The organism is Streptomyces atroolivaceus (genome assembly GCF_000717025.1).
In the GTDB taxonomy this organism is placed as follows: domain Bacteria; phylum Actinomycetota; class Actinomycetes; order Streptomycetales; family Streptomycetaceae; genus Streptomyces; species Streptomyces atroolivaceus.
Window position 1 is genome coordinate 234,326 of sequence record NZ_JNXG01000001.1, and the last position, 22,886, is coordinate 257,211.

At 72.0% G+C, this 22,886-nt stretch carries 15 protein-coding genes and 1 pseudogene; 7 read left to right on the forward strand and 9 right to left on the reverse strand.

What is annotated here, in order from left to right; translation table 11 throughout:
• Nucleotides 1–740: 740 nt before the first annotated feature.
• The gene (locus OO67_RS01055; RefSeq protein ID WP_033296636.1) at nt 741–2,027 is read right to left on the reverse strand and encodes an LPXTG cell wall anchor domain-containing protein; all 1,287 of its coding nucleotides are present in this window, start codon (nt 2,025–2,027) and stop codon (nt 741–743) included.
• A gap of 746 nt (nt 2,028–2,773) precedes the next feature.
• On the opposite strand from OO67_RS01055, the gene OO67_RS01060 reads away from it, so the two are divergent.
• Together OO67_RS01060 and OO67_RS01065 are read left to right on the forward strand one after the other, a co-directional pair.
• Nucleotides 2,774–4,546, forward strand: coding sequence for a PP2C family protein-serine/threonine phosphatase (locus OO67_RS01060; RefSeq protein ID WP_033296637.1), 1,773 nt, complete (start codon nt 2,774–2,776; stop codon nt 4,544–4,546).
• Nucleotides 4,543–4,983: pseudogene (locus OO67_RS01065) on the forward strand (response regulator); the annotation flags it as partial. The gene OO67_RS01060 and the pseudogene OO67_RS01065, both read left to right, overlap by 4 nt.
• Nucleotides 4,984–5,117: 134 nt before the next feature.
• Here the strand turns inward: OO67_RS01065 and OO67_RS01070 are convergent.
• From OO67_RS01070 to OO67_RS01080, 3 genes are all read right to left on the reverse strand, one after another.
• Complete coding sequence (locus OO67_RS01070) at nt 5,118–7,406, reverse strand: ATP-binding protein (RefSeq protein ID WP_033296638.1); 2,289 nt, start codon at nt 7,404–7,406, stop codon at nt 5,118–5,120.
• 892 nt (nt 7,407–8,298) lie between these two features.
• On the reverse strand, nt 8,299–9,507 hold the full coding sequence (locus OO67_RS40415) for a S8 family peptidase (RefSeq protein ID WP_033296639.1): 1,209 nt from the start codon (nt 9,505–9,507) through the stop codon (nt 8,299–8,301).
• A gap of 286 nt (nt 9,508–9,793) precedes the next feature.
• Entirely contained in the window at nt 9,794–10,750 is a 957-nt protein-coding gene (locus OO67_RS01080) for an SMP-30/gluconolactonase/LRE family protein (protein ID WP_033296640.1), read from the reverse strand.
• 232 nt (nt 10,751–10,982) lie between these two features.
• Here OO67_RS01080 and OO67_RS01085 point away from each other — a divergent pair, with 232 nt between their 5' ends.
• Entirely contained in the window at nt 10,983–12,101 is a 1,119-nt protein-coding gene (locus tag OO67_RS01085) for an NADH:flavin oxidoreductase (protein ID WP_033296641.1), read from the forward strand.
• A gap of 70 nt (nt 12,102–12,171) precedes the next feature.
• Here OO67_RS01085 and OO67_RS01090 read toward each other — a convergent pair whose 3' ends face one another.
• Nucleotides 12,172–13,542: an SGNH/GDSL hydrolase family protein gene (locus OO67_RS01090; RefSeq protein ID WP_051709059.1), complete on the reverse strand. Its 1,371-nt coding sequence runs from the start codon at nt 13,540–13,542 to the stop codon at nt 12,172–12,174.
• 526 nt (nt 13,543–14,068) lie between these two features.
• Between OO67_RS01090 and OO67_RS41000 the strand changes: the two genes are divergently transcribed.
• Nucleotides 14,069–15,733, forward strand: a complete 1,665-nt coding sequence (locus tag OO67_RS41000) for an ABC-F family ATP-binding cassette domain-containing protein (RefSeq protein ID WP_033296643.1) — start codon at nt 14,069–14,071, stop codon at nt 15,731–15,733.
• A 79-nt stretch (nt 15,734–15,812) separates the two neighbouring features.
• Nucleotides 15,813–16,502, forward strand: coding sequence for a class E sortase (locus OO67_RS01100; protein ID WP_033296644.1), 690 nt, complete (start codon nt 15,813–15,815; stop codon nt 16,500–16,502).
• A 78-nt stretch (nt 16,503–16,580) separates the two neighbouring features.
• On the opposite strand, the gene OO67_RS01105 is transcribed toward OO67_RS01100, so the two are convergent.
• Entirely contained in the window at nt 16,581–19,022 is a 2,442-nt protein-coding gene (locus OO67_RS01105; RefSeq protein ID WP_033296645.1) for a glycoside hydrolase family 65 protein, read from the reverse strand.
• Nucleotides 19,022–19,783 carry an HAD family hydrolase gene (locus OO67_RS01110; protein ID WP_033296646.1) on the reverse strand — a complete coding sequence of 254 codons (762 nt, stop codon included), beginning with the start codon at nt 19,781–19,783 and terminating at the stop codon, nt 19,022–19,024. The genes OO67_RS01105 and OO67_RS01110 overlap by 1 nt, the downstream gene beginning before the upstream one ends.
• Nucleotides 19,784–19,886: 103 nt before the next feature.
• On the opposite strand from OO67_RS01110, the gene OO67_RS01115 reads away from it, so the two are divergent.
• Nucleotides 19,887–20,111 (forward strand): hypothetical protein, encoded by a 225-nt coding sequence (locus OO67_RS01115; protein WP_033296647.1) that lies wholly within the window; start codon nt 19,887–19,889, stop codon nt 20,109–20,111.
• A gap of 692 nt (nt 20,112–20,803) precedes the next feature.
• Here the strand turns inward: OO67_RS01115 and OO67_RS40420 are convergent.
• A complete protein-coding gene (locus OO67_RS40420; protein ID WP_033296648.1) occupies nt 20,804–21,601 on the reverse strand; it encodes a LysM peptidoglycan-binding domain-containing protein in 798 nt (265 codons plus the stop codon).
• 125 nt (nt 21,602–21,726) lie between these two features.
• Between OO67_RS40420 and OO67_RS01125 the strand changes: the two genes are divergently transcribed.
• A complete protein-coding gene (locus OO67_RS01125; protein ID WP_033296649.1) occupies nt 21,727–22,092 on the forward strand; it encodes a PH domain-containing protein in 366 nt (121 codons plus the stop codon).
• 3 nt (nt 22,093–22,095) lie between these two features.
• Here OO67_RS01125 and OO67_RS01130 read toward each other — a convergent pair whose 3' ends face one another.
• Nucleotides 22,096–22,830, reverse strand: a complete 735-nt coding sequence (locus OO67_RS01130; protein WP_033296650.1) for a peptidoglycan recognition protein family protein — start codon at nt 22,828–22,830, stop codon at nt 22,096–22,098.
• Nucleotides 22,831–22,886: the final 56 nt, after the last annotated feature.

Here is a 22,886-nt window from a genome sequence, read left to right on the forward strand (position 1 = left end):
TCTTCACGCTCACGAGAGCACCTGGTCAACCCTGCGGGCAATTCCGGCCGGGAGGCCGCGCCATGCAAACAAGGTGCGCATTCACAGTTCTCTATATTCACATCAGGACAAAGCGGCGATCAACGTGCGCCGATCGAAAGCTCCGACCGAATCCCGAGTCGGACGGGTTCTCCGTTTTCCGACGGCACACCGGCGACGGGAACCACTGTGTGAGGTTCCGCGACGAGGGCCGCGGGCGCTCCGGGCCGACAAGTACGCCGCTCCTGGTCACCGCGCCCGCGAACCGGCGTCCAGGGCAACACCGTTCGGGTCGTCGAGGGGGGCACCTCGTCGGGTGTGTCGGCCTTCGCCGACATCCCCGAGCGGACAAGCGGACGGCGACCTCATGGGGGCCTGCGAACCCGGGTCGGAAGGCCCCTTGCACACAGCCGCCGCGGACCATCGGGGGTCCCTGCTCGACAATGGCTCGCTGGTGAGTGAGGAAGAACCCCGGTACTCCACCGAGGTCGTGGCTGCGGAGCGGTCCGCCCTGGCCTACGGCCCCGGCCGCGTCGATCCGGTCGTGCCTCGAGCGGCGTACGGCCACCCGCCGTCGCGCCAGCTCTGCCCGAGGACCGCGACCGGCTGTCGACGGGACACCGGAGGACCTGTGACGGCGGCGGGCCCGACACCGCGTGGTGTCGGGCCCGCCGGAGGTCAGCGCCTGGCCGGGGTGCCTGGTCGGCGCCCCGGCTCGCGCGTCAGGCGTGGGACCCGGTCTCGCGACGGCGTACGACGAACACCGCGCCCGCACCGATCGCCAGGGCCGCGCCGCTCGCGAGGGCGAGCTGCGACGTCGAGGACGAGCCCGTGGCGGCGAGGGTGCCGGTGACGGGGCCGGCGGACGTACCGCTCTGCGGCTTGAGGTCCGGGGTGGTGCCGGCCTTGGCGTCGTCGGTCTTCGTGGGCTTGCTGCCCGCGGCGGCGATCAGGAACTCGTAACCCTCCAGGTCCGGGCTCCCGCCGCACGCGCCGTCGTCGTTGCGGTAGTCACCGGCGACGAAGGTGACGCCGTCGCCCGCGGGGGCGGAGGCGTCGATCGTGAGGCGCATCTTCACGTCGGCGTGGGCACCGGCCTTCAGCGGGCTGATGCCGTCCATGAAGCGCTCGTTGTCGACGGTCTTCCACTTCGAGGACGAGGCCGACAACCACTGCAGGTGCACCAGGTCGTCGATGTCGTTGAGCCCGCTCCTGTCGGACGCGTGGATGTACGCGAACGGAAGCACCTCGTCCATCGTCTTGTCGGTGCCGTTGGTCACCCGGAGATTGAGGTCGACCTTCGTGCCGGCGACGACCGTGGACGGCAGACCCGTGAGGACCGTGGTGAGCCTGGGCTCCAGGACGCAGCCCTCATCGCCCTCGCCCTCCTCGCCGTCCTCACCCTCTTCGGCCGCTTCCTCCTTGGCCTTTTCCAGCGCTTCGTCGGCGGCGTTCTTGTCGGCGAGTGCCGCCTCGGTGGCCTTCTGCGCCTGGACCAGCTTCCGGGCCGCGGCGACCCGCTCGTCGTCGAGCGCGTCATAGGCCTCCACGACCTTGGCATCGGCCGCGGCCTCGGCCTCACCGGCGGCCACGGCGGCAGTCTCCGCCTCCGTCAGAGTCGCCTCCGCGGCGATCCTCTGCTCCTCGGTGGCGTCCTCCGGCAGGGCGTCGAGCACCGCCTGGGCGTCGGTGACCGCCTGGTCGGCGTCAGCCTTCGCGGTGGCGGCGGCGGCTGCCTCGGCCTCGGCGGCTGCTGCTGCCAGGGCCAGGGGGGTGGTGTCGGACGCGAGCGCCTCCAGAGCCGCGTAGGCGGCGCTCTCGGCCGCCACGGCGTCGTCGTAGGCCGCCTTCGCCGCGGCGGCGGCCTTTTCCAGCTCCGCGAGGGACGGCTTCTCCTGCGTCTGCGCCGCCGGCTTGTCGTCGGCGAACGCGGGGGTGACCGACAGCAGCAGGACGGGCGTGGTCACCGCGGCGGCGACAGCTGTGGCGAGAATCCGGCGAATCTTCACAAGAGCCCTTCGGGGTCCGAAAAAGAAAAGAAGGGGCCGCAGCGGAATGGGGCACGCAGATGCGACACGAAGTGATCGTATGGTCGGACAACGGCCCACGGTCACGATTTCTTCACCTTTTCCGGCCTGCACCACTACACCGGGTCAGACAGAAATGACCAAACGGCGCAGTTGCTTCCCCTGTCTGTGCTTTCGCTGTGAGGAACACCACATGCTCCTGCCTGGCGGCCCTTACGCCTCCGGCGCCTCCCCGGGCGGCGGACGCGGGACCCACCCGCACCGAGGGGGACGCCTGTGCGGCGTGACGCCCACTCATATCCGGTTGGCTCAGGGCCGAATCGGCCTCGGAGGCCGTGGACCGGGCCGGCCGGCCCTACCCTCTGTCCCTGGACCCGCTGTCCCTGGTCCCGTGACGTGGGCACGGCACTCCCGTGATCGCCGCGGATCTTCCCGACGGCTGTGGACCGGCTGTCGGCGGGAGGCCGGACGACCTGTGCCGGCAGGCCCCCGGCACCGCGCGTCCGCGAGGGGTCCGGGGGTGGGAACGGCCGGGGCGCCGGATGACGAACGCCGAGAACGGCGCGCATACGGGTGCGGGCCCCGTGACCACCGGCCTCGGCCTCCCGGCGCACGGTCCGTCCGTCCACCGGAGGGACCGTGCCTTCGAGCGCGCTGCCCTGTCGTGACATAGCGTTTCCCGTGATGGGCCGGTGCCGGCAGCAGTTCTACGGAACGGCGGAACAGCGGTGGAGCAGCGCGAGGGGCAGCCCGCCCGCCAGGCGGACGACGGATGGTGGTCCGGCCGTCTGCATGAGCTGTGGAGTGTCGCCGACCGCGCGCAGGACGTGACGGGGCTGGCCGATTCCCTCTACGGCATGCTGCTCGGCATGCCCGGTGTGGTGGCCGTCGTCGGCGCCCGGTGGACCGGCGGGCTGCTGCACTACCTGCGGAGCGTCACGCGTGCGGAACCGACGCCGGCCCTCGTGGAGATCGAGCAGGACTGTGGTGCGCGCGGTGCCGCCCGGGCCCCGAAGGGCGAGCCGGTCGTGACGGTCCACGAGGTGTCGGAGCTCGACGCCGGCATGCCGCACGTCCAGGTCCTGCTGGCAGCCGGTGCGCGGGCCGTGGCCGGGTGCACCGTACCGCTGGGCCAGGGTGACCTGGCATCGTTCATGGTGGGCACCGCCGGCATCGGTGCGATCGACAGGACGCTGCGGACCCGGCTGAAGCAGGTCGCCGAGGTCACCGTGGTCTCCGACAGGCGCATCACGGCTCGCCGCAGGGACGAGATGCGCCAGGTGAGTGACGCCTTCCTGGCGGAGGCCTCGTTGCAGATGGATTCGAGCCTCGATGTGGAGAAGACCTCGCGGCGGGTCGCCCGGATGGCGGTTCCCGCGGTGGCCGAGGGGTGTCTCCTGCATCTGTGCCGTTCCGGCGGACTGACGCCCGTGGCCTCCACGCACATGGACGCCCGCGAACAGGAGTGGCTCGGCGTGGTCGCGGACGAGGATCCATGGCTGGCGGATGTGCTGCGCCGGGTCGTCGACGGCGGGCAGGGGCTGGTGCTGAGAGGTGACGAGCTGGCGGGCGGGCCCTTCGGGGCCACCGCGTCCGGGGCGGGGCGGGCCGTGCGCTCGCTGAGTGTGAATCCGCTCAAGGCCCGGGGGCGGACCCTGGGGACACTGACGTTCCTCTACCACCGGGTGGACATCGCCGAAGAGGCCCCGCGGTTCCTCGCCGGCCTCGCCGACCGCGCCGCGCTGGCCATCGACAGCAGCACCCTGTACGAACAGCGGCGCCGCCACGTGGTCTCCCTCCAGCGGCACCTGCTGCCGAGCGGGCTTCCGAGGACTCCGGGCCTCACGCTGAGTTCGGCGTACGAAGTGGGCGACGCCTCGCTCGACGTGGGCGGTGACTTCTACGACGCCGTCCCGGGGGCTCAGGGCGAGGTCACGCTCCTCATCGGTGACGTCTGCGGCCGCGGGGCGGAGGCCGCCGCGCTCACGGGTCTGGCCCGCCATACCCTCCGCACCCTGATCGAGGACGGCAGACCGCCCGAGCACGCCCTGGGGCGGCTGAACCAGGCGCTGCTCAGGGAGGGCACGAGCCGTTTCGTGACCGCGCTCGTCGCGGTGCTGGTGCCCGACGGGAAGGGATTCCACCTGCGCTACTGGAGTGCCGGTCATCCGGCGCCCCTGCTGCGGCGTGCGGACGGCGCCGTGGAGGAGCTCCCGGCCCACGGGGACCTGCTGGGTGTGCTGGAGGACATCGAGTACGGGTCCGGGTCGGCGCATGTGACGCCCGGCGACGCGCTGGTGCTGTTCACCGACGGAGTGACCGAGGCGAGAGCGGCTGACGGGACGTTCTTCGAATCCCGTCTGCGGGACGCGGTGGCGCGGCAGGGAGCGGGCGAGCCGCGAGGGTTCGCCGAGCGGCTGGCGGAGGCCGCTGTGGAGTTCCGGGCGACGGGCGCCGACGACATCGCCGTGCTCGTCGCCCACGCGGGGGTGGCCGCATGAGCGGGGCCGCCGGGGAGCCGAGGATCGACCACGACCTCGTCTGGGTGGTCGAGGACTCGGAGGAGGACGCCGAGGCCATCCAGCGGGCGCTCGGGCGTACCCACCCGGGCCTGGCGCTGGAGTTCACCGACCGGGGCACCGGGGTCGCCGAGCGGTTGCTGGAAGCCGCCCGGCGGCCGGGGCTCGTCCTCCTGGACCTGAAACTGCCCGGTGTCGGCGGAGGCGAGGTGCTGCGGTCGATCCGTTCCCGGCCCGAACTCGACGGCGTGACCGTGGTTGCCTTCACGTCGTCCACCTCACCGGACGAGGTCGACACCACCTATGCGGCGGGCGCCGACAGCTACATCTACAAGCCGGTGAACTTCGAGCTCTTCCGCACCGTGCTGAAGGGGGCTGTGGACTACTGGCAGAGGAAGGCCAAGGGCGGGGACGGCGGCGCGGACGGGGACGCCGGCGCGGACGGGGACGCCGGCGCGGACGGAGGCGGCGGCGCGGACGGAGGTGGCGGCGCGGACGGAGGCGGCGGCGCGGACGGAGGCGGCGGCGCGGACGGAGGCGGGGGCAGTCCCCCTCAGCCGCCTTCCTGACCGAGGGTGAAGAAGAAGCTGGTTCCGTGGCCCGGTTCGCTCTCCAGCCACAGCTCGCCCCCGTGCCTCTCGACGATCCGCTTGACGATCGCGAGCCCCACGCCGGTGCCGCCACCGCGCTCGCCCTGCCCGTGCAGTCTGCGGAACAGCTCGAAGACCTCACGCCGGCGGTCGGCCGGAATGCCGATGCCGTTGTCGCGGACGACGACCGTCTGCTGCCGGTCGCCGCCCGTCGGCGGGCGGAGCATGTCGACCAGGATCTCGACCCGGCGGTCGCCCTCGTCCGCGGCGTACTTGGCGGCGTTCACCAGGAGGTTGACCAGGACCTCGTAGAGCCGGTACTCGTCGGCGTACACCTCGGGCAGGTCATGCCGGACGACCCGTACGTGCGCCTCGGCCAGCCTTTCACCGGCCACGTCGAGTGCCGCGTCCAGCACCCGGTCCAGTGGCACACGGGTGCGGTGCAGTCCGCCGCGGCCCAGCCGGGCGAAGTGCAGCAGCGAGTTGAGCAGGTCGTCCATCCGGCCGGCCAGTCGCCGCACGGTGAGGGTCCGGCGCACGGTCGTCGGGTCGAGGTCCGCCCCCGCGTCCTCGAGGACGAAGGTCGCGGCGTTGGAGATGCCCCGCAGCGGTTCCTTGAGGTCATGGGCCGCCACGTGGGCGAAGGAGTCGAGGTCGGCGTTGGTGACGCGCAGCCGTTCGTTCAGCGCCGCCAGTTCGGCCTCGTGCCGGAGTACGAGTCCGGTCAGCGCGCGCCAGAGTTCCTGTGCGACGGCGCGGTCGGCCGGTGTCCAGGGCAGGCTCCGGCCTCGTACCACCGCGCGGAAGACGGCACCTGAGCCGCGGGGGGTGAGCCGTTCGCCGCGCGGTCCGACCCGGACGGGCCGGGACGGGTCGGTGGCCCAGCGGCGGGTGGCGGGCCGGGCCCTGCGGAACCAGGCGAGGAAGTCACCCGAACGGCTCAGCGTCACCATCAGCACCCCCGCCGGCCCGCCCCCCGCCGTGTCGTCGCCGCCGGGGTGGTCCGGTTCCTCGGACAGACGGTCCGTGCTCCAGACCGTGCCCGGCGCCGGACCTGCCGCGCGTGCCCGCAGGGTCTCCAGCAGAGCGGGCGGGACGCTCATCCCGCTGACGGCGCTGCGGTCGCCACGGCAGAGCGCGGCACCGTCGGCGTCCAGCAGGGTCCGCAGGGCGTACTCGCCTGCCAGCGAGTCCTCCAGATCGGAGGTGACCCGGGAGATGATCCGGTCGAGGCGGGCGCGGGACGCGGTGAGCGCCTCGGCCCGCTCTCGTTCCTCGATGGCTGCGAGCTGGAGTGAGAAGGCCACGCCGAAGAACTCGCACGCCGCCCGCAGTTCCGGGGAGATGGTGATCGCGGCGTCGCCGTGGCAGGCGATGAGCCCCCAGAGCTCGCCCTCCCGCAGGACGCTCACCGACATCGACGACTTCACCCCGATGTTCCGCAGGTACTCCAGATGGAAGCCGGACACGGTCCGCAGTACGGAGCCCGACAGGTCGAGCGGCAGGCCCGAGCCGGCTCGGAGCGGGGGGTGCAGGCCCACACCGATGTCGTCGACGTCGGCGATCGCCCGGATCCAGTTGTCGCGGTAGAGCCGCCTCGCCTGGGGCGGGATGTCACTGGCGGGGAACCAGAGCCCCAGCCAGGGTTCGTGCCCGTCGGTGAGCGCCTCCGCGACCACCTCCCCCGGCCCGTCCCCTCCGTCGAAGCGGTAGGCGACCACCCGGTCGAAGCCGGTCAGCGCCCGGACCTCACGGGTGGCGGCCTGACAGCACTCGGCTGCGGTCGCCGACGACCGGAGCCGGGTCAGGGCTCGGCGTACGCCCTGGTAGAAGTGGGGGAAGTGCGGCGCCGCGTCGGCTCGCGGCTCGCACTCCAGAACCAGCAGGGGCCCCTGCCGGTGGGCGGTCATGTCGAACATCCGGGGCGCACCCGCCACGTCGATGGAGACGGGAAGAACGAGGCCGACGGCCTCCTGCTGAGCGCCGGCCTCGTCGAGGGCCTCGGCCCAGGCCTCGGGGGACAGCACCCGGGTGACGTGTCCGCCGACCAGTTCCTGGGCCGCGACACCCAGCAGGGAGCCGGTGTTCAGGGCCGCGGTGTCCACGATGCCGGTGTCGGCCTCCACCGCGAGCAGGGTGCCGTGGGACTGGATCCTGCCCAGCAGGTGAATGGGCTCCCGGACGCATTCGCCGAGGTCGAAGCCGACCGCCGCCGCCGCTGCGGCCTCCCGCCCCGGGTCCGGAAGCGACATCTCTTCTCCCACGTGGCGAGTTCCGATCCGGTCCGGCCGGCCGTCCGGCCCGCCGAGATCCTTCCACGGCGCCCAGGGGCGGGGGCGCTGCCGCGGGCGCGTGTCGTCGCTCGGCAGCGTCACGCCGGACCGCGCCGCCGGACACCCGGTACTGTCAGGGCTCCCGCCCGTGCCCGGCCGTTTCCGGCTTTGTTTGACCTGCACGCGGCGTCGGGAGTGCCGTCGGGGGACACGGGCTCCGTCACAGCGGCCGGAAGGGGATCGCCGCGCTCGGCGAGGGCTGGTCGTGCGAAGCAACCCCTGGATGCGGGCGCTCCTGGAGGAGACGGACGTCGAAGGCCTGACCCCTCGGGACATCCCTCCCCCGTTCCGTGAGGTCGCGGAGCGGGGATGGACCTTCACGGCCGCCGGTGGACGCGTGCTGGCCGGCCTGTCTCCGGAGACTCCCGCCCGCCACTCCGACCGGCTCGTGGAAGAGACCACGGTCAACGGCAGAGGGATGACCGACCACGACCTCCCCGTCGCGCCGGCGGAGCGCACGCCTCTCCTCGTCCGGCGGTGCCTGGCCTACGTCTGTGCCTGTCTGTCGAGCGCTCGGGAGCAGTTCGGTGACACTCAGGTGAGGGCCTACGTGTCGCTGTCGTACGCCGTCGCTGTCGTACGCCGATACCGACGACTGCCTCCTCACGGCCTACGTCACGTTCTGCACGCCGCTTCCGGATGTTCCTCCCTACGTCCGGGAGCTCGAGGAAGTGGAGAACACGGCGGTGGGCGAGTTCTCTTCCGAGGACTGCCCGATCCGGTGGTGAGCCGTGTGGGGCCTCCGGAACGACGTCGGCCGGGGACACGTACGAGGGGCGCGCCCCGTGCGTGTCCCCGGCCCGTCCGGTGGTTACGGGACGAGCTTGAGGAGCTTGTTCGGGGAGCCGGTCCCGACGCCGGTGAGGACGTCGGGCGTGGCGCCGTTCACCAGTGCCGAGGCCACGGTCGCCGGAGCGGCGCCGGGGTGGCTCGTCAGGTAGACCGCGGCGGCACCGGAGACGTGCGGTGCGGCGAAGGAGGTGCCGTTGCCGGTGTAGGTGGCGGTGTCCGAGGTGTTCCATCCTGCCGTGATGGCGGAGCCGGGCGCGAAGATGTCCACGACGGGGCCGTGGTTCGAGTACGTGGCCCTGGCGTCGGTCCTGGTCGTGGCACCGACCGTGATCGCGGTGGTGACCCGGGCCGGTGAGTAACCGGAGGCCGGTGCACCCGAGTTGCCGGCCGCGATGGAGTAGGTGACCCCGGAGGTGATCGACCGGCGCACCGCGTTGTCCAGCGTGGTGCTGGCCCCGCCGCCGAGCGAGACGTTGGCGACGGAGTTGGCGACGTGGTTGGCGGTGATCCAGTCGACACCCGCTATGACCCCGGCGGTGGTGCCGGATCCGTCGTTGCCGAGGACCCGCACCGCGACGATCTTCGCCTTCTTGGCGACGCCGTAGGTGGTTCCGGCGACGGTCGTGGCGACATGGGTGCCGTGGCCCGCGCCGTCCTGGGCGGTGGTGTCGTTGTCGACGAAGTCGTAACCGTAGGAAGCCCGGCCGCTGATCTCCTGGTGGGTGATGCGTACGCCGGTGTCGAGGACGTACACGGTCGCGCCGCTGCCGCCCGTGTCCGGGTAGGTGTACGTGCCGCTCAGCGGGAGGTTGGTCTGGTCGATCCGGTCGAGGCCCCAGGGCGCGTTGGTCTGGGTGGCGGTCGAGTGGACCTTCTGGTCCTGCTCGACCGAGGCGACCGCCGGATCGGCGGCGAGCCGCTTGGCCTCGGTGCTGCTGAGCGTGGCGGCGTAGCCGTTCAACGCCGACGTGTAGGTGCGCTTGATCGTGCCGCCGTGGTCGGCTATCAGCTGCTTGCCCTCGGCGGCGGACGCCTTGAACCCGGACGTCTGCTTGAGCGTGACGATGTAGCTTCCGGGTACCGCACCGGCCGCACCGGCGTGCAGGACTCTGCCCTCGGGCTGGGCCGCCTGAGCGGGTAAGGCACCCGCGCCGACCGCCAGTGCCACGGTCGTCGCGGCTGCGATCGCCGCGGCGACACGCCTCTTGGTGTTACGCACTGCTGCCATCGAGAGGTCCTCCTCGGACGGTGGCGCGCCAGGGGTTCGACGCGCCGCTGGGTGTGGCGTCCGGGGGTTCGGACGCCACACAGACGATCGCGCGGTGCGTCGGAGCGGAGCAAGGAATCACGGGAAGGTGTCATGGTCGCGCCACACAGTTGACCGTGCGTACACACGACGTAACAGGAGGCAACACGGGCTTCGCACCAGGTGCACGATCCCGATGGGGCTCGGCGACGCCGCGCGGATGACCACGGGCGTGAACTACGCCTGGATCAGGGCGTCTTCGCGCGGCTCACCGTCCCGCATCCAGCCATGGCCTGCGGCCCGGGCCCGTCGGGTGCGTCCCCGTGACCCCCATGACGACCGAGTAGAGACTCGTCTCCGCGGTGAGGAAGAGCCGGTTGCGTTTGGCGCCGCCCCAGGCGATGTTGGCCACCGCCTCCGGAACGGCGAGCCGTCCGATCAGCGTGCCGTCCGGGTCGTAGCAGTGCACCCCGTCGTCCATGGCGGCGACCCAGAGCCGCCCGCCGTCGTCGAAGCGGAGGTTGTCGAAGCGCGCCGCCTCGCGTGCTCCGGCCTCCGCGAAGACCTCGCCGTCCGACAGCGTTCCGTCGTCCCGTACGTCGAAGACCCGGACGAGGCCGGCCCGCGTGTCGGAGACGAACAGCCGATGCTCGTCGGCCGAGAAGACCAGCCCGTTGGGTGCGCCGAAACAGTCGGCGACCAGACGCACGTCACCGGTGGACGGGTCGATGCGGTAGACGTTGTTGGACCCGATCTCGCTCTCGGCGCGATAGCCCTCGTAGTCGCTGGTGATGCCGAAGTCCGGGTCCGAGAACCAGACCGAGCCGTCGGACTTCACGGTCGCGTCGTTCGGACTGTTCAGACGCCTGCCCCGCCAGCGGTCTGCCAGCACCGTCACCGTGCCGTCGTGCTCGGTCCGCGTGACCCGCCGGTTGCCCTGCTCGCAGGTGATGAGCCGCCCCTCGCGGTCGAGCGTGTTGCCGTTCGTGTGCCCGGCGGTGCGCCGGAAGACGCTCACGGCCCCGGTCTCCTCGTCCCAGCGGAGCAGCCGGTCGTTCGGGATGTCGCTCCAGACCAGCTGTCGCCAGGCGGGCACGTAGACCGGGCCCTCGGCCCAGCGGCAGCCGGTGTGCAGGAGCTCGAGACCGTCGTCGCCGTTCATGCACCGCCCCGCGCGGAAGCGGTCGTCGAAGCTCTCGTACAGGCCGGTGTGCTCGGTGGTCATGGACAGCCATCCCTTCGTGCGGACGCCGAACCCTTCGGCGTCCGCCGAAGATTGCTGGATGGCGGGAGCCGGATCAAGGGGGGTGCGCACGGGTCGGGAAGCCCTCCGCACGCCCGCGCGGCTCGAGGGCTGCCGGGAGAGCTTGACCACATCGGGACCGGTACGGGATGCCGCGCGGCCGTTCCCATGTTGCGACGGAGGCACCTGCCCCCACCCATGAACAGGACATGCAGTGACAGACGAGAATGCAGGCCGTGCAGCAGACGCTCTCTCGCGCCCGTTCGCGGTCCGCGGGCTGACCTCGCGCAACCGGATTGCCATGGCACCGATGACCCGGGAGTTCTCTCCGAACGGCGTACCGGGCCAGGACGTGGCGGACTACTACGCACGCCGGGCCGCCGGAGGCGTCGGCCTGATCATCACCGAGGGCACCTACGTCGACCACGCCTCCGCCGGCACCAGCGGCAGGGTCCCGCGGTTCCACGGCGAGGACGCGCTGGCGGGCTGGGCGGGTGTCGTGGACGCCGTGCACCGGGAGGGCGGCGCGGTCATCCCCCAGCTGTGGCACGTGGGCGTCACGCGCGCCGAGGGCGCCCCGCCCGTGGCGGAGGCGGAGCCGGTCGGCCCCTCGGGCCTGTCCCTGTCGGGCGAGCCCAAGGGGCGCGCCATGACGCAGAAGGACCTCGACGACGTCATCGCCGCGTTCGCGGACGCGGCGGCCGCCGCGGAGCGACTCGGCTTCGACGGTGTCGAACTGCACGGGGCACACGGCTACCTGATCGACCAGTTCCTCTGGGAGGGCAGCAACCGCCGTACGGACGCCTATGGGGGCGGCATCCTCGCGCGCACCCGTTTCGCGGCAGAGATCGTGGCGGCGTGCCGCGCGGCTGTCTCCGACGCCTTCCCCCTCTTCTTCCGCATGTCCCAGTGGAAGATGGACTCCTACGAGGCGAAGCTCGCACGGACACCCGAGGAGCTGGACACCATCCTGACCCCGCTGGCGGAAGCCGGGGTCGACGTCTTCCACGCCTCCACCCGCCGCTACTGGCTGCCCGAGTTCGACGACTCCGACCTGAACCTCGCCGGGTGGGTCAAGAAGATCAGCGGCAGGCCGACGGTGACCGTCGGCTCGGTCGGCCTGGACGGTGACTTCTTCAGCGCCTTCCAGGGCAACAGCTCCTCGGTCACCGGCATCGATCAGCTGCTGGAGCGGATCGAGCGCGACGAGTTCGACATGGTCGCCGTCGGCCGCGCGCTGATCGCCGACCCCGAGTGGGCCGCGAAGACCCTGCGCGGCCGCACCGAGGAGATCACGCCGTTCGGGGCGGAGATGCTCAAGTCCCTGCGCTGACCCGGGACCACGGGCACGGCGGGTGACCGGCCGCCGTGCCCCCCGTACGCCACGCCTGCGCGGCGGGGCCTCAGCGCAGGAGGCGCAGGGGCACGGCCCGGGCCATCGCCTCCGCCCCGGCGTCGTTGGGGTGGAGGTGGTCGCCGCTGTCGTAGCGGGCCAGGAGACGCTGCGGGTCGGACGGGTCGCGCAGCGCCCTGTCGAAGTCGATCACCGCGTCGTATTCACCCCCGGTGCGGATCCAGTGGTTGAGGGCCTGCCGGGCTGCCTCGTTCTCCGGCGTGTAGAAGCCCAGGGTGTCGTTCTTGAAGGGCAGGACCGTGCCCCCGTAGGCCTTGAGGCCCCGCTCGTGTGCCCGGGCGATGATCTGGCGGTGGGCACCGATGAGGTCCGCCGCCGTGACCCGTTCCGACTCCGGGGCGACGGTGCCGGGATGGCCGAGGTCGTTCACACCGAGAAGTACGACGAGGTGTTCGGCTCCGGGCTGGGAGGCGACGTCGCGGTCGAAGCGGCGCAGGGCGCTCTGGCCGAAGTACGCCGCGAAGTTCTCGGCGTCCGAGCCGGCGGGCGGGTTGGGGTCGTGCAGGAGGCGGTTACCGCTGATGCCCTGGTTGAGCACGCCCACGGCGTCGGGACCGGCGGAGGCCCGCAGCCGCTCCGCGAGGAAGTCGGGCCAGCGGTGGTTGGCGTCGACGCCGGTGTCGGCCCCGTCGGTGATGGAGTCGCCCAGCGTGACGACGGCCGAGGAGGAACGGGCCGTGCTCACGCTCACGCCGGTCAGGAAGTACCAGCGGTCCATGGTCGAGGTCGGCTCGATGACGGCCCGGCCGGTGACGTTCCCGGCCGCCACGTGGTTGTGCTGCAGCGCCATCGAGTGGAGCGTCGATCCCGGGGTGGGTCCGGGCAGGTGGATGCTCACCACGAGGTCGGTCCCGGCGGGCACCTTCAGGGCGACCGGGTCGCTGAGCAGCGGGGCACCCGCGGGGACGGTCACCGCGGTGCGGCCGCCGAAGGTGAGCGGCCGGTCGGTACGCGGGTCGATCCGGGAGGAGGGCCCGCCGGTGGCCGGGCGGGCGACACGGGCCTCACCGACGACCAGCGGGCCGCTGCCGAATTCGTTCGACAGCCGGATCCGGACCCGGTCGCCGCCGATGCTCGTGCGGACGGTCTGGCGGATCGTCTCGTTCTCGAACGCCGTGGTGTCCGAGGCCGGGGCCGCAGTGGGCGCCGCGGCCCACGTCCCGGTCCAGGAGGAGGAGTTGTCGCCACGGTGCGCCGGCTCGGCGGAGGTGGCCGGAGCGGCCGCCAGGAGCAGAGCCCCGGTCAGCACGGCCACCAGACGGCGGGCGCTCCGGCGCGCCCGTAAGCCTGCGTGGCGGGCGGGGCCCGAGGGGCCTGAGAGGTCCGAGGTTGCCGGAGAGGCTGCGGAGTGCGGTCTCATGCGGGTGTCTCCTGGGGCGGGTCGGTATGCGGGTGCCGCACCGGGACGGACTCGGCGGCACGTCGGGCGGGTGGGGCGGCTGGTGGCGTGTGTTCACGCCGGCCCCACGTGGTCACTTCGCGGAACCGAAAGTTTCGAACGGTCTTGCGATTGGGCGAGCAGACGCTATGGACGTCCGCAGTCGTGCGTCAAGAGGGCCTACCCGGCCGCCCCGAGCCCCGACGGCCCGGTGTTCACCCCCGTCCGGACGGAGCGCGGTGTACAGTTTTCGAGTCCTGTTGTCTCCGATAGAGGTGGACGTTGCGCATCTGAGGTCCGCGATCATCGCGCGGTACGGCCCCTGCCGTAGCCCGTCACGCCCTGTCGGCTTTCCTGCCGCCCCGTGACCCACCGCGTGGATGCGACCTCGGTGCATGAGCCGTCCCCCGTCTCTCCGGAGGACCGCACCCTTTCCTCTCCCGGCCGGTCGCCGCGTGGTGCTCGCACACGAAGCCCCTGTTCACACGCTTGCGACTGCGAGGACCACATGTCTCATCCCACCGTTCCCGCCGCCTCCCTCACCTGCTCCGCCCTGTCCTTCCGGTGGCCGGACGGCACCGAGGTCTTCGACGGGCTGTCCCTCAGCATCGGCCGCGGCCGCACCGGGCTCGTCGGGACCAACGGCTCCGGCAAGTCCACCCTGCTCCGGCTGCTGGCCGGCCGCCTTCAGCCGGCCGCCGGCTCGGTGACCGTCGGCGGACGGCTCGCCTACCTCCCTCAGAACCTCACCCTCGACACCGGCCTCCGCGTCGAGGACGCGCTCGGCATCACCGCGCGGCGTACGGCGCTGCGCGCCATCGAGGCCGGCGACGTCGCCGAGGAGCACTTCGAGACGGTCGGTGACGACTGGGACGTCGAGGAGCGGGCGCTGGCGACCCTGGGATCGCTGGGCCTCGGTGAGGTCGGTCTCGACCGCACCGTGGGCCAGCTGTCCGGCGGCGAGACCGTGCTGCTGCGGCTGGCCGCGCTGCTGCTGGAACGGCCCGACGTCCTGCTGCTGGACGAGCCGACCAACAACCTCGACGTGTTCGCGCGCCGGCGGCTGTACGAAGCCGTCGAGTCCTGGCGGTCCGGCGTGCTGGTCGTGGTCAGCCACGACCGTGACCTGCTGGAACGGGTGGACCGCATCGCGGACCTGCGTGCCGGTTCGGTGAGCTGGTACGGCGGCGGCTGGTCGGCCTACGAGGAGGCGCTGACCACCCAGCAGGAAGCGGCCGGGCGCATGGTGCGGGCCGCCGAGTCCGACGTACGCCGTCAGAAGCGCGAGCTGGAGGAGGCCCGGACCAAGGTGGCCCGCCGTCAGCGGCACAACAAGAAGATGGACGCCCAGCGGCGCGCGCCGAGGATCGTGGCGGGCGCGCACAAGCGGTCCTCCCAGGAGTCGGCGGGCAAGCTCCGCGGTCTGCACGAGGACCGGCTCCAGGAGGCGCGGGAGCGGCTCGACACGGCGGAGGAGGCGATCCGGGACGACGCGGAGATCCGGGTGCGGCTCCCCCACACCGCCGTCCCCGCGGGCCGCACGGTCCTGAGCGTGCGAGGACTCACCCCCCGCTTCGGCGCTCTGCGCGAGGGCGGACTCCACGTGCAGGGGCCGGAGCGCATCGCGCTCGTCGGGCGCAACGGGGCGGGCAAGACGACGCTGCTGCGCACCCTCACCGGGGAGCTCCCGCCGGAGTCCGGCGAGGCCAGGGTGCATGTGCCGCTGCGCTTCCTGCCGCAGCGGCTCGACGTGCTGGACGACGGGCTGACCGTCGCCGCGAACGTGGCCCGCGTGGCGCCCGGGACCACCGACAACGAGATCCGGTCGCAGCTCGCCCGCTTCCTCTTCAAGGGAGCACGGGCCGAGCAGCCGGCAGCCACCCTCTCGGGCGGCGAACGCTTCCGCGCCGCCCTCGCGGCGACCCTGCTCGCCACACCGGCCCCGCAGCTGCTGATGCTGGACGAGCCGACCAACAACCTGGATCTGGCGAGCGTGCGGCAGCTGACGACCGCGCTCGAGTCCTACGAGGGAGCACTGCTGATCGCCGGCCACGATCTGGCCTTCCTGGAGTCGGTCGGCATCACCCGCTGGCTGCTCGTGGGGGAGGAACTCACGGAGCTGGACGCCGAGGAGGTGCGGGAGCTGCTCGGCACACCCGACGCGATCCCGTGACCGGTGGTGTACTGGAAGGGCGCGGGCCGTGTCACAGGGCCCGCGACCGGCACCATCAGCCACCGATCCGGATTCCGCCATGCGTCTTCCCCCTGGATTCCGAGGCGTCCCCCGTGCCCTCGCGGGTGCGGCCGTCGTCCTGCTGGCAGCCGGCGGCCCGGCCGCGGTGGCCGCCACCGGGCCTCCCCCGGCGCCGGCGGCCGCGCCGGCCGCCGAGGGCCTCTCCGCCCGGGTCCCGTCCGACCGGACCGACCCCCGTACGGCGACCGCGGAGCTCACCATCCCGTCGATCGGCGTGACGGACCTGCGCGTGGTCCCGTACGAGGGCACGACGGACGACGGGCCCGGGACGCGGATCCAGAACCGTGGCGTGGCCGCCAGCCCGTACGGGGAGAAGGGCGGTGTCGGGCCGGGCGAGACCGGGAACTACCTCGTGACGGCCCACCGGCTCTCCGCCGGGGGCCCGCTCCGGGACCTGCCGTCCCTGGAGAAGGGTGACTCCGTCCTCGTCACCGAGGGCGGCACGGTGTACGAGTACCGCATCACCGAGACCCGGCAGACGTCCTTCCGGTCCGAGCGCTCGCTCGCCGAGCAGCGGGCCGAGGTGCCCGGCGAACCGGGAGAGAAGCCGACCCGGGCGATGATCACCCTCTCCACCTGCGCGACCCCGGAGGACGACGCGGCCGGGAACTTCTGGCGCGACGCCTACGACAATCCCGAGCACCGCATCGACAGGATCGGTGTGCTGGTGGCCTCCCGGCCCGCGTGAGCAAACCCGCGTGAGCAAACCCGCGTGAGAACCCCGCGTGAGCGGCCGGCTCGTGAAGGGCCTCGTACGGACGGCCTCTCACGACCCTCCGGGCATGTCCGTCGGCAGCTCCAGCCACCGTGCCGTGCCCGGCTCGACGACGTACGCGCTGCCGTCGAGTTTCACCCGCACCCCCGGCCGTTCCGAGTCGGGCACGGCGATCCGCAGGCGCTCGGCACGGAGGCGCAGGTCCACGTCCCAGTGCCGGCGGAACCGGAGCCGCATCCGGAACTTCGAGAGCTGGGGCAGTGTGGCCGGAGCGAGCCACAGGGCGTCGTCACGCGTCTCCAGGCCCGTCATCCCGCGCTGCACGAAGTCGAGGGTGCCCGCCATCGCCCCTAGGTGGATGCCTTCCTCGGTCGTCCCGCCCTGGATGTCGGCGACATCGCCGATCAGCGCCTCCTCGCAGTACACCCAGGCGTCGTCCCGGTGCACCCTGGCCAGCACCCAGGCATGGACGAGCGAGCTGAGGGTGGAGCCGTGACTCGTGCGCTTCACGTAGTAGTCGACGGTGGCCCGCCAGGTCTCGTCGTCGAGTTCGTGTCCGAGCCGCCGGAACAGCGCGGCGAGTTCCTTCGGCGAGAAGAGGTAGCCGAGCATCAGCACGTCCGCCTGCTTGGACGCCTGGTAGCGGTTGACGGTGTCGCCCTCCGCCTCCAGGATCCGGTCGAGGCGCCGGATGTCCCCGTAGCGCTCCCCGTAGCCTTCCCAGTCCAGCTCGGCCAGATCTCCGTAACCGGCGAACTGGCTGATGACACCCCGGTGGTGCGGCACGTACAGCCGGCGCGAGATGTCGTCCCAGCGGTCCGTCTCCTCCCGGTCGAGCCGGATCTGGTCGAGGAGCTGCCGGCATCGGCTCGCGGGGAGAGCGCGGCAGAGCTCACCGGCCCGTGCCAGCACCCATGCCGCCGTCACGTTCGTGTACGTGTTGTCGTCGAGTCCGGCCTCGTCCGAGTCCGGATAGGCGTCGTGGTACTCGTCGGGCCCGACGACGCCCCGGATGCGGTACCGCCCGAGAGAGTCGTCCCACACGGCACTGTCCGCCCAGAAACGGGCCACCTGCAGCATCATCTCGGCGCCCTTGGAGTAGAGGTACTCCGTGTCGCCGGTGGCCTGGCAGTACTGCCACACGTTGTAGGCCACGGCCGAGCCGACATGGTGCTGCAGCCGTGAACGGTCGGGCAGCCAGCGCCCCGAGCGGGGGTTGAGATGGACCTCCTGGGTCTCCTCACGCCCCTCGTCGGCGCTCTGCCACGGGTACATCGCCCCGTTCCTGCCCACGGCGCGCGCGGCGTCGACGGCCGCGGGCAGCCGCCGGTGACGGTAGTCGAGCAACCCCCGCGAGATCTCCGGGAGATGCAGGTTCAGGAAGGGCAGGACGAACAGCTCGTCCCAGAAGACGTGCCCCCGGTACGCCTCCCCGTGCAGCCCTCTGGCCGGCACCCCGACATCGAGTTCCGCGGTGTGCGGGGAGAGGGTCTGGAGCACGTGGAAGAGGTGCAGCCGCAGGATGCGTCCGGCCTCCCCGGGGACCTCCAGCCTGGCCTGCTGCCACAGATCCGCCCAGGCCTTGCGGTGCGACACCAGCAGCCGGGAGTAGACCGGTGCGCCGTCGACCGCGGAGACCGCGGCCCGCAACGGGCTGCCGATCGCCGGGTCACGGGAGGTGAAGAGGGCGACCGTCTTGTCGACGACGGCGTCGGAGCCCGGGGCCAGCGGGAGCATCAGCTTCTGATGCACCGCGCGCGGCTCCTGCCGGGGTTCGGCCCGGTGGTCCCCGTTCCGCTCCGGGCCGCAGGAGGCCACGGTGCGGGCGGCCAGGGCGATGCCGATGTCCGACTCCACCGTGCGGCAGCGCAGCCACACCGAGGACTTCGGTTCCGTACCGGTCTCCCAGCCGGTCAGGTGGCGGTTCGCGAGCTCCCGGTAGCGCGCGACACCGGAGTTCCGGACGTCGCCGTCGATCACCGCCTCCACCTCCAGCTCCCCCGACCACCCCTCGGCGGAGAACACCGTGTGCAGAGCCGCCAGATGGGGATCGCCCATGTGGACCAGACGTTCCTGTTCCACCGTCAGCCGGCGGCCGGCCCCGTCCTCGTACACCGAGCGTCTGGTCAGTGTCCCGCCGCGCAGGTCGAGCCACTGCCGGTGTTCCGCCAGATAAGCGTGGTCCGGGGTCAGCCACGGGCCGGGTCCGGGTCCGGCGCCGGCGCCGGCGGGATGGATGCGGTAGCGCAGCGGCAGCCAGTCGGGGAGGTTGACCATGTCCTCGTTCTCGACCTGGCGTCCCTGGACGGAGGAGGTCAGCCGGTTGTAGCAGCCCGCCACGTAGGTACCCGGATAGTGCGTCGCGCCCGCAGGGGTCTCGGGCGCGGCTCCCCTGGTGGCGAAGTAGCCGTTGCCGAGGGTGCACAGCGCTTCCCGCAGGCGCTCCTTCCCGGGCTCGTACCCCTCGTACGCCCAGATCCAGCCGCGCGCCATCAGTCCTCCCCGTTGATCAGCAGGTCCCCGGGATCCGCCACCACGAGATCGGCGCCGTGACGGCGTAGCGCGGCGGCCCCCTCCGTGCTGTCCGTCCGGTCCACCCCGACGACCAGCCCGAAGCCTCCACGCCGCCCCGCCTCCACTCCGGCCAGCGCGTCCTCCACGACGGCGGTCTCCCCGGCCGGGACCCCCAGGCGCCGTGCCGCCTCGGTGAACAGGGCGGGGTCCGGTTTGCCGGGCAGCTCCAGGCGGCGTGCCTCGTTGCCGTCGACCACCGCCGTGAACAGGTCCAGGAGACCGGCCCCGGCGAGCAGCTCCGTCGCGTGCCGGGACGCGGACGCGGCGGCGAACGGCACCCGTGCGTCGTGCAGGACGCGCAGGAGGCGGACCGTCCCCGGCCAGACCGCGATCGGGTGGGTGCGCAGGCCCCGGGTGAACACCTCGTCCTTGCGTGCGGCGACGGCCCACACCGTGGCGGTGCCCGGCGGGTCGTCGGGCCTGCCCTCGGGAATGCGGAGACCCCTGGACGCGAGGAAGGCGGCGGCACCGTCCTTGCGCGACTTCCCGTCGACATGGCGCCTGTAGTCGTCCCCCTCGTCGAACGGCCGCTGGCCTTCGTGGAGGGCCAGGCAGGCGTCGAACGCCTCTTTCCAGGCCGCGGCGTGGGCCGGGGCGGAGTCGGTGATCACGCCGTCCGTGTCGAAGACCACCGCGTGCACGGAGAGCAGGACTGCGGCCGGTGACGGTGCGCGGGCCATGACCGGTGGTCCCTTCGTCGGGGCGTCTCCCGTTCCTGGGAGCAGAGGCGGGTAAAAAGCCGGAAAAGTTTCTAATTGTCTCCTTCAGGTCTACCGTAAAAGCATGGCCAGAACCGAGCGTCAGACCGATCGGCAGGCGGAGACCGAGTACGTGTGTCCGGCCTGCAAGCAGCCCGTCGCGACCGTACTGGCGCGGCACAAGACCCTCGGCATCTTCGTCCCGCACTGGGGTCCTGGGCCGTGTCACAACCACGACTGCCGCCGACACCAGGCGGAATCCGGGAACGCGCCCGCCACCGCCCGCGACGCGGACTCCGTGGGCCGTTGAGCGGTGAGGCCCCGGGCCAGGTTTCGGACCGGGTCCGGCCTGGGCCGCCGGAGCGGGGGAGGAGTGCGGCCGGGGTGCCGTTCGCCGTGTCCGTCCGGCAGGGTTCCGTGTGGTCCATGCACCACCGGGAACCGTGACACCTCTTTCGGCGACCCACGGGACGTCCGGCGCGGTGTCGAGGAGTCGGCCGGCCGCCCGGCCGTCCGCATGTGCGCCGGGGCCGGGCCCGCCGACAGCGTCCTGTCGATGCCCGTCCTGCGATGTCTCTCCGTACGCCGATCGCGCCACCGGCGTCAGGACCGCACCGCGCTCCTTGCCCGGCGCGACGCCGTGCTCGGTTCGGCCGCGTTCCCACGCGAGGTCTGCCACCTGGTGTCCCTCCTGGACCGCTCCGCCGCGACGAGGCCGCCGGTCCGCCGTCCGCGTACGCCATCCGCGCCCGCGACCTGCTGTGCCACCTGCTGTGATGGCTGTCATGCCGCCTGTCGTGCCGCCTGTCGTGCAGCTTGTCGTGCCGCTTGTCGTGCCGCCTGTCGTGTCATCTGTCGTGCCGCCTGCTGTGTTGTTCGGCGCCCCCGGGGATCAGCCGCCGTCCGGTCCTGTCCGGGCTTCCCGGCACGGGCAGGAACGCCGTGGCCCGCAGTGGACGGTCCGGTACCGCCAGTTCGGCGGGTGGGCGTGGCCGTCATGGTTCAGGCGTTCAGACGGAGGCGCTGACCGGGGAAGATGAGGTGCGGCCCCTGGTCCAGGACCTCGCGGTTCAGCTCGTACAGCGCGGGCCAGCCACCGGGCACGTCCGCGCGGGCGGCGATCACCGACAGGCAGTCTCCCGACTCGACGACGTACGTCTCCGCGTCGGCCAGATCCTCGGAGTGGTGCGTCACGCCGCTGTCACCGCGGGTGGAGCTGTCGCTCGTGCTGCCGTCCGACGACGAGGCACCGGACGAGCCACTGTTCGAACTGCCGGCCGACTGCCGCTGAGGAGCCGCCTGCGAGCTGTCGCTCCGGTCGGCGCCGTCGGACGAGGAGGACGACGTGGAGGACGAGGACGAGGACTTCGACGTACCGTTCGCACCGAGGCGGCCGCAGGTGGGCCAGGCGCCCATCCCCTGGGAGCGGGCGACGCGTTCACCGACGGCGATCTGCTCGGACCTGGTGGCGAGGTCGGCGCGGGGTGCGTACTGCCCGCCGCCGTAGGCCCGCCAGGTGGAGGGCGCGAACTGCAGTCCGCCGTGGTAGCCGTTGCCGGTGTTGATGTTCCAGCGGCCGTTGCTCTCGCACTCGGCGATGCGGTCCCAGTCCGTACCCGCCGTGACGGTCGGCGCGATGACGGCTCGGGCCGGGACGGCCTGGGCCGGTACCGCCTGGGCGGGAGCCTGGGCCGGGGCGGCCGCGGCGCTGCGGCCGGAGAGGCCCAGCACGCTCAGGAGGACGAGCAGAAGTGCGAGCACCGATTCGACGGGCCGCTTGGCGAGGGGTGATGCCGGCATGACGGTATTCCTCCGCTGTGCTCCAGAAGGTGTGCAAGGGCACGAACAGATAAGCCGCCGATAATCTTTTCCTTGGGCTTTGACGCGTTCAAAGGCCGCACATTCACTCGGGTGGAGGGCTCCTCATGGCACTGTTCGGCAACGCGCACTCCGTCGATCCGGCTGCTGCGCAGCGTGACTACGCACGGCTTCTCGGGCACGGCGAGCAGGTGCACGCCGCCTATCTCCTGATCCGCGACACGATCCTCTTCACCGACCGCAGGCTCGTCCTCATCGACAAGCAGGGGATGACCGGCAAGAAGGTGGAGTACCACTCGGTCCCCTACCGGAGCATCACGCACTTCGCCGTGGAGACGGCGGGGACCTTCGACCTGGACGCGGAGCTCAAGATCTGGGTCTCCGGCTCCCCGACCCCGATCCAGAAGACCTTCACCAAGGGCGTCGACATCTACGAGGTGCAGGCCGTCCTCACCCAGTACGTCGCCGGGTAGGCACTACCCCTTCAGGGCCCGCAGTCTGGCCATCTCCGCGCGGACGGCAGGCAGTTGCGCATAGAGCGCCTCACCGGGGCAGTACGTCTGGAAGGTGTCGCGGTGACCGGCCACGGCATGGAGGTAGACCACCTCGCCGCGCCTGTAGAGGCTCTCGTCGTTCGTCGAGACCATGCGCACGATGCCCCCAGGATCGACGGCAGGATCCAGCTTCCACGCACCCACCTTCGCGATCCCCTCGATGAGCGCCTTCGGCACCGGTACGCCGGGGTCGAAGGTGCCGAGGGCCGCGATCCCCACGCTGTGCGCGTTGAACCCGGTGGCATGGGCACCGCGCACGGAGCGACCGACCCCTCCCGCCCTGCCCTCGTATATGGTCCCGCACCGGTCGACGACGAAGTTGTAGCCGATGTCGTCCCAGCCCTCGCCCCGGACGTGCGCCTCCTCCATCGCCCGGAGCATCTCGGGGGCGTCGGCGCAGTCGTACGCGTTGGTGTGCCCGGTGTGATGGACGAAGACGGCCTTCACCACCCCCGTGTACACCGCGTCCTCCTTCACCAGGCTCTCGTCCGCGTGCCACTGCGCCCGCGTGACGATCGCGGGCCTCTGGGCACCGGCCGGCGTCGCCGGCTTCGCGGTGGCCTGCTCGGGCGCGGCGAGCCGTACCGGCGCGTCCCGGAACACCAGGAATGCCAGCGGCACGACCGTGGCGCACACGGCTGTTCGGCGAAGCCACATAGGGCCACCATGCGCGCTGACCAGCCACGTCGCAGGCACCCGCACCCAGTCGGGTG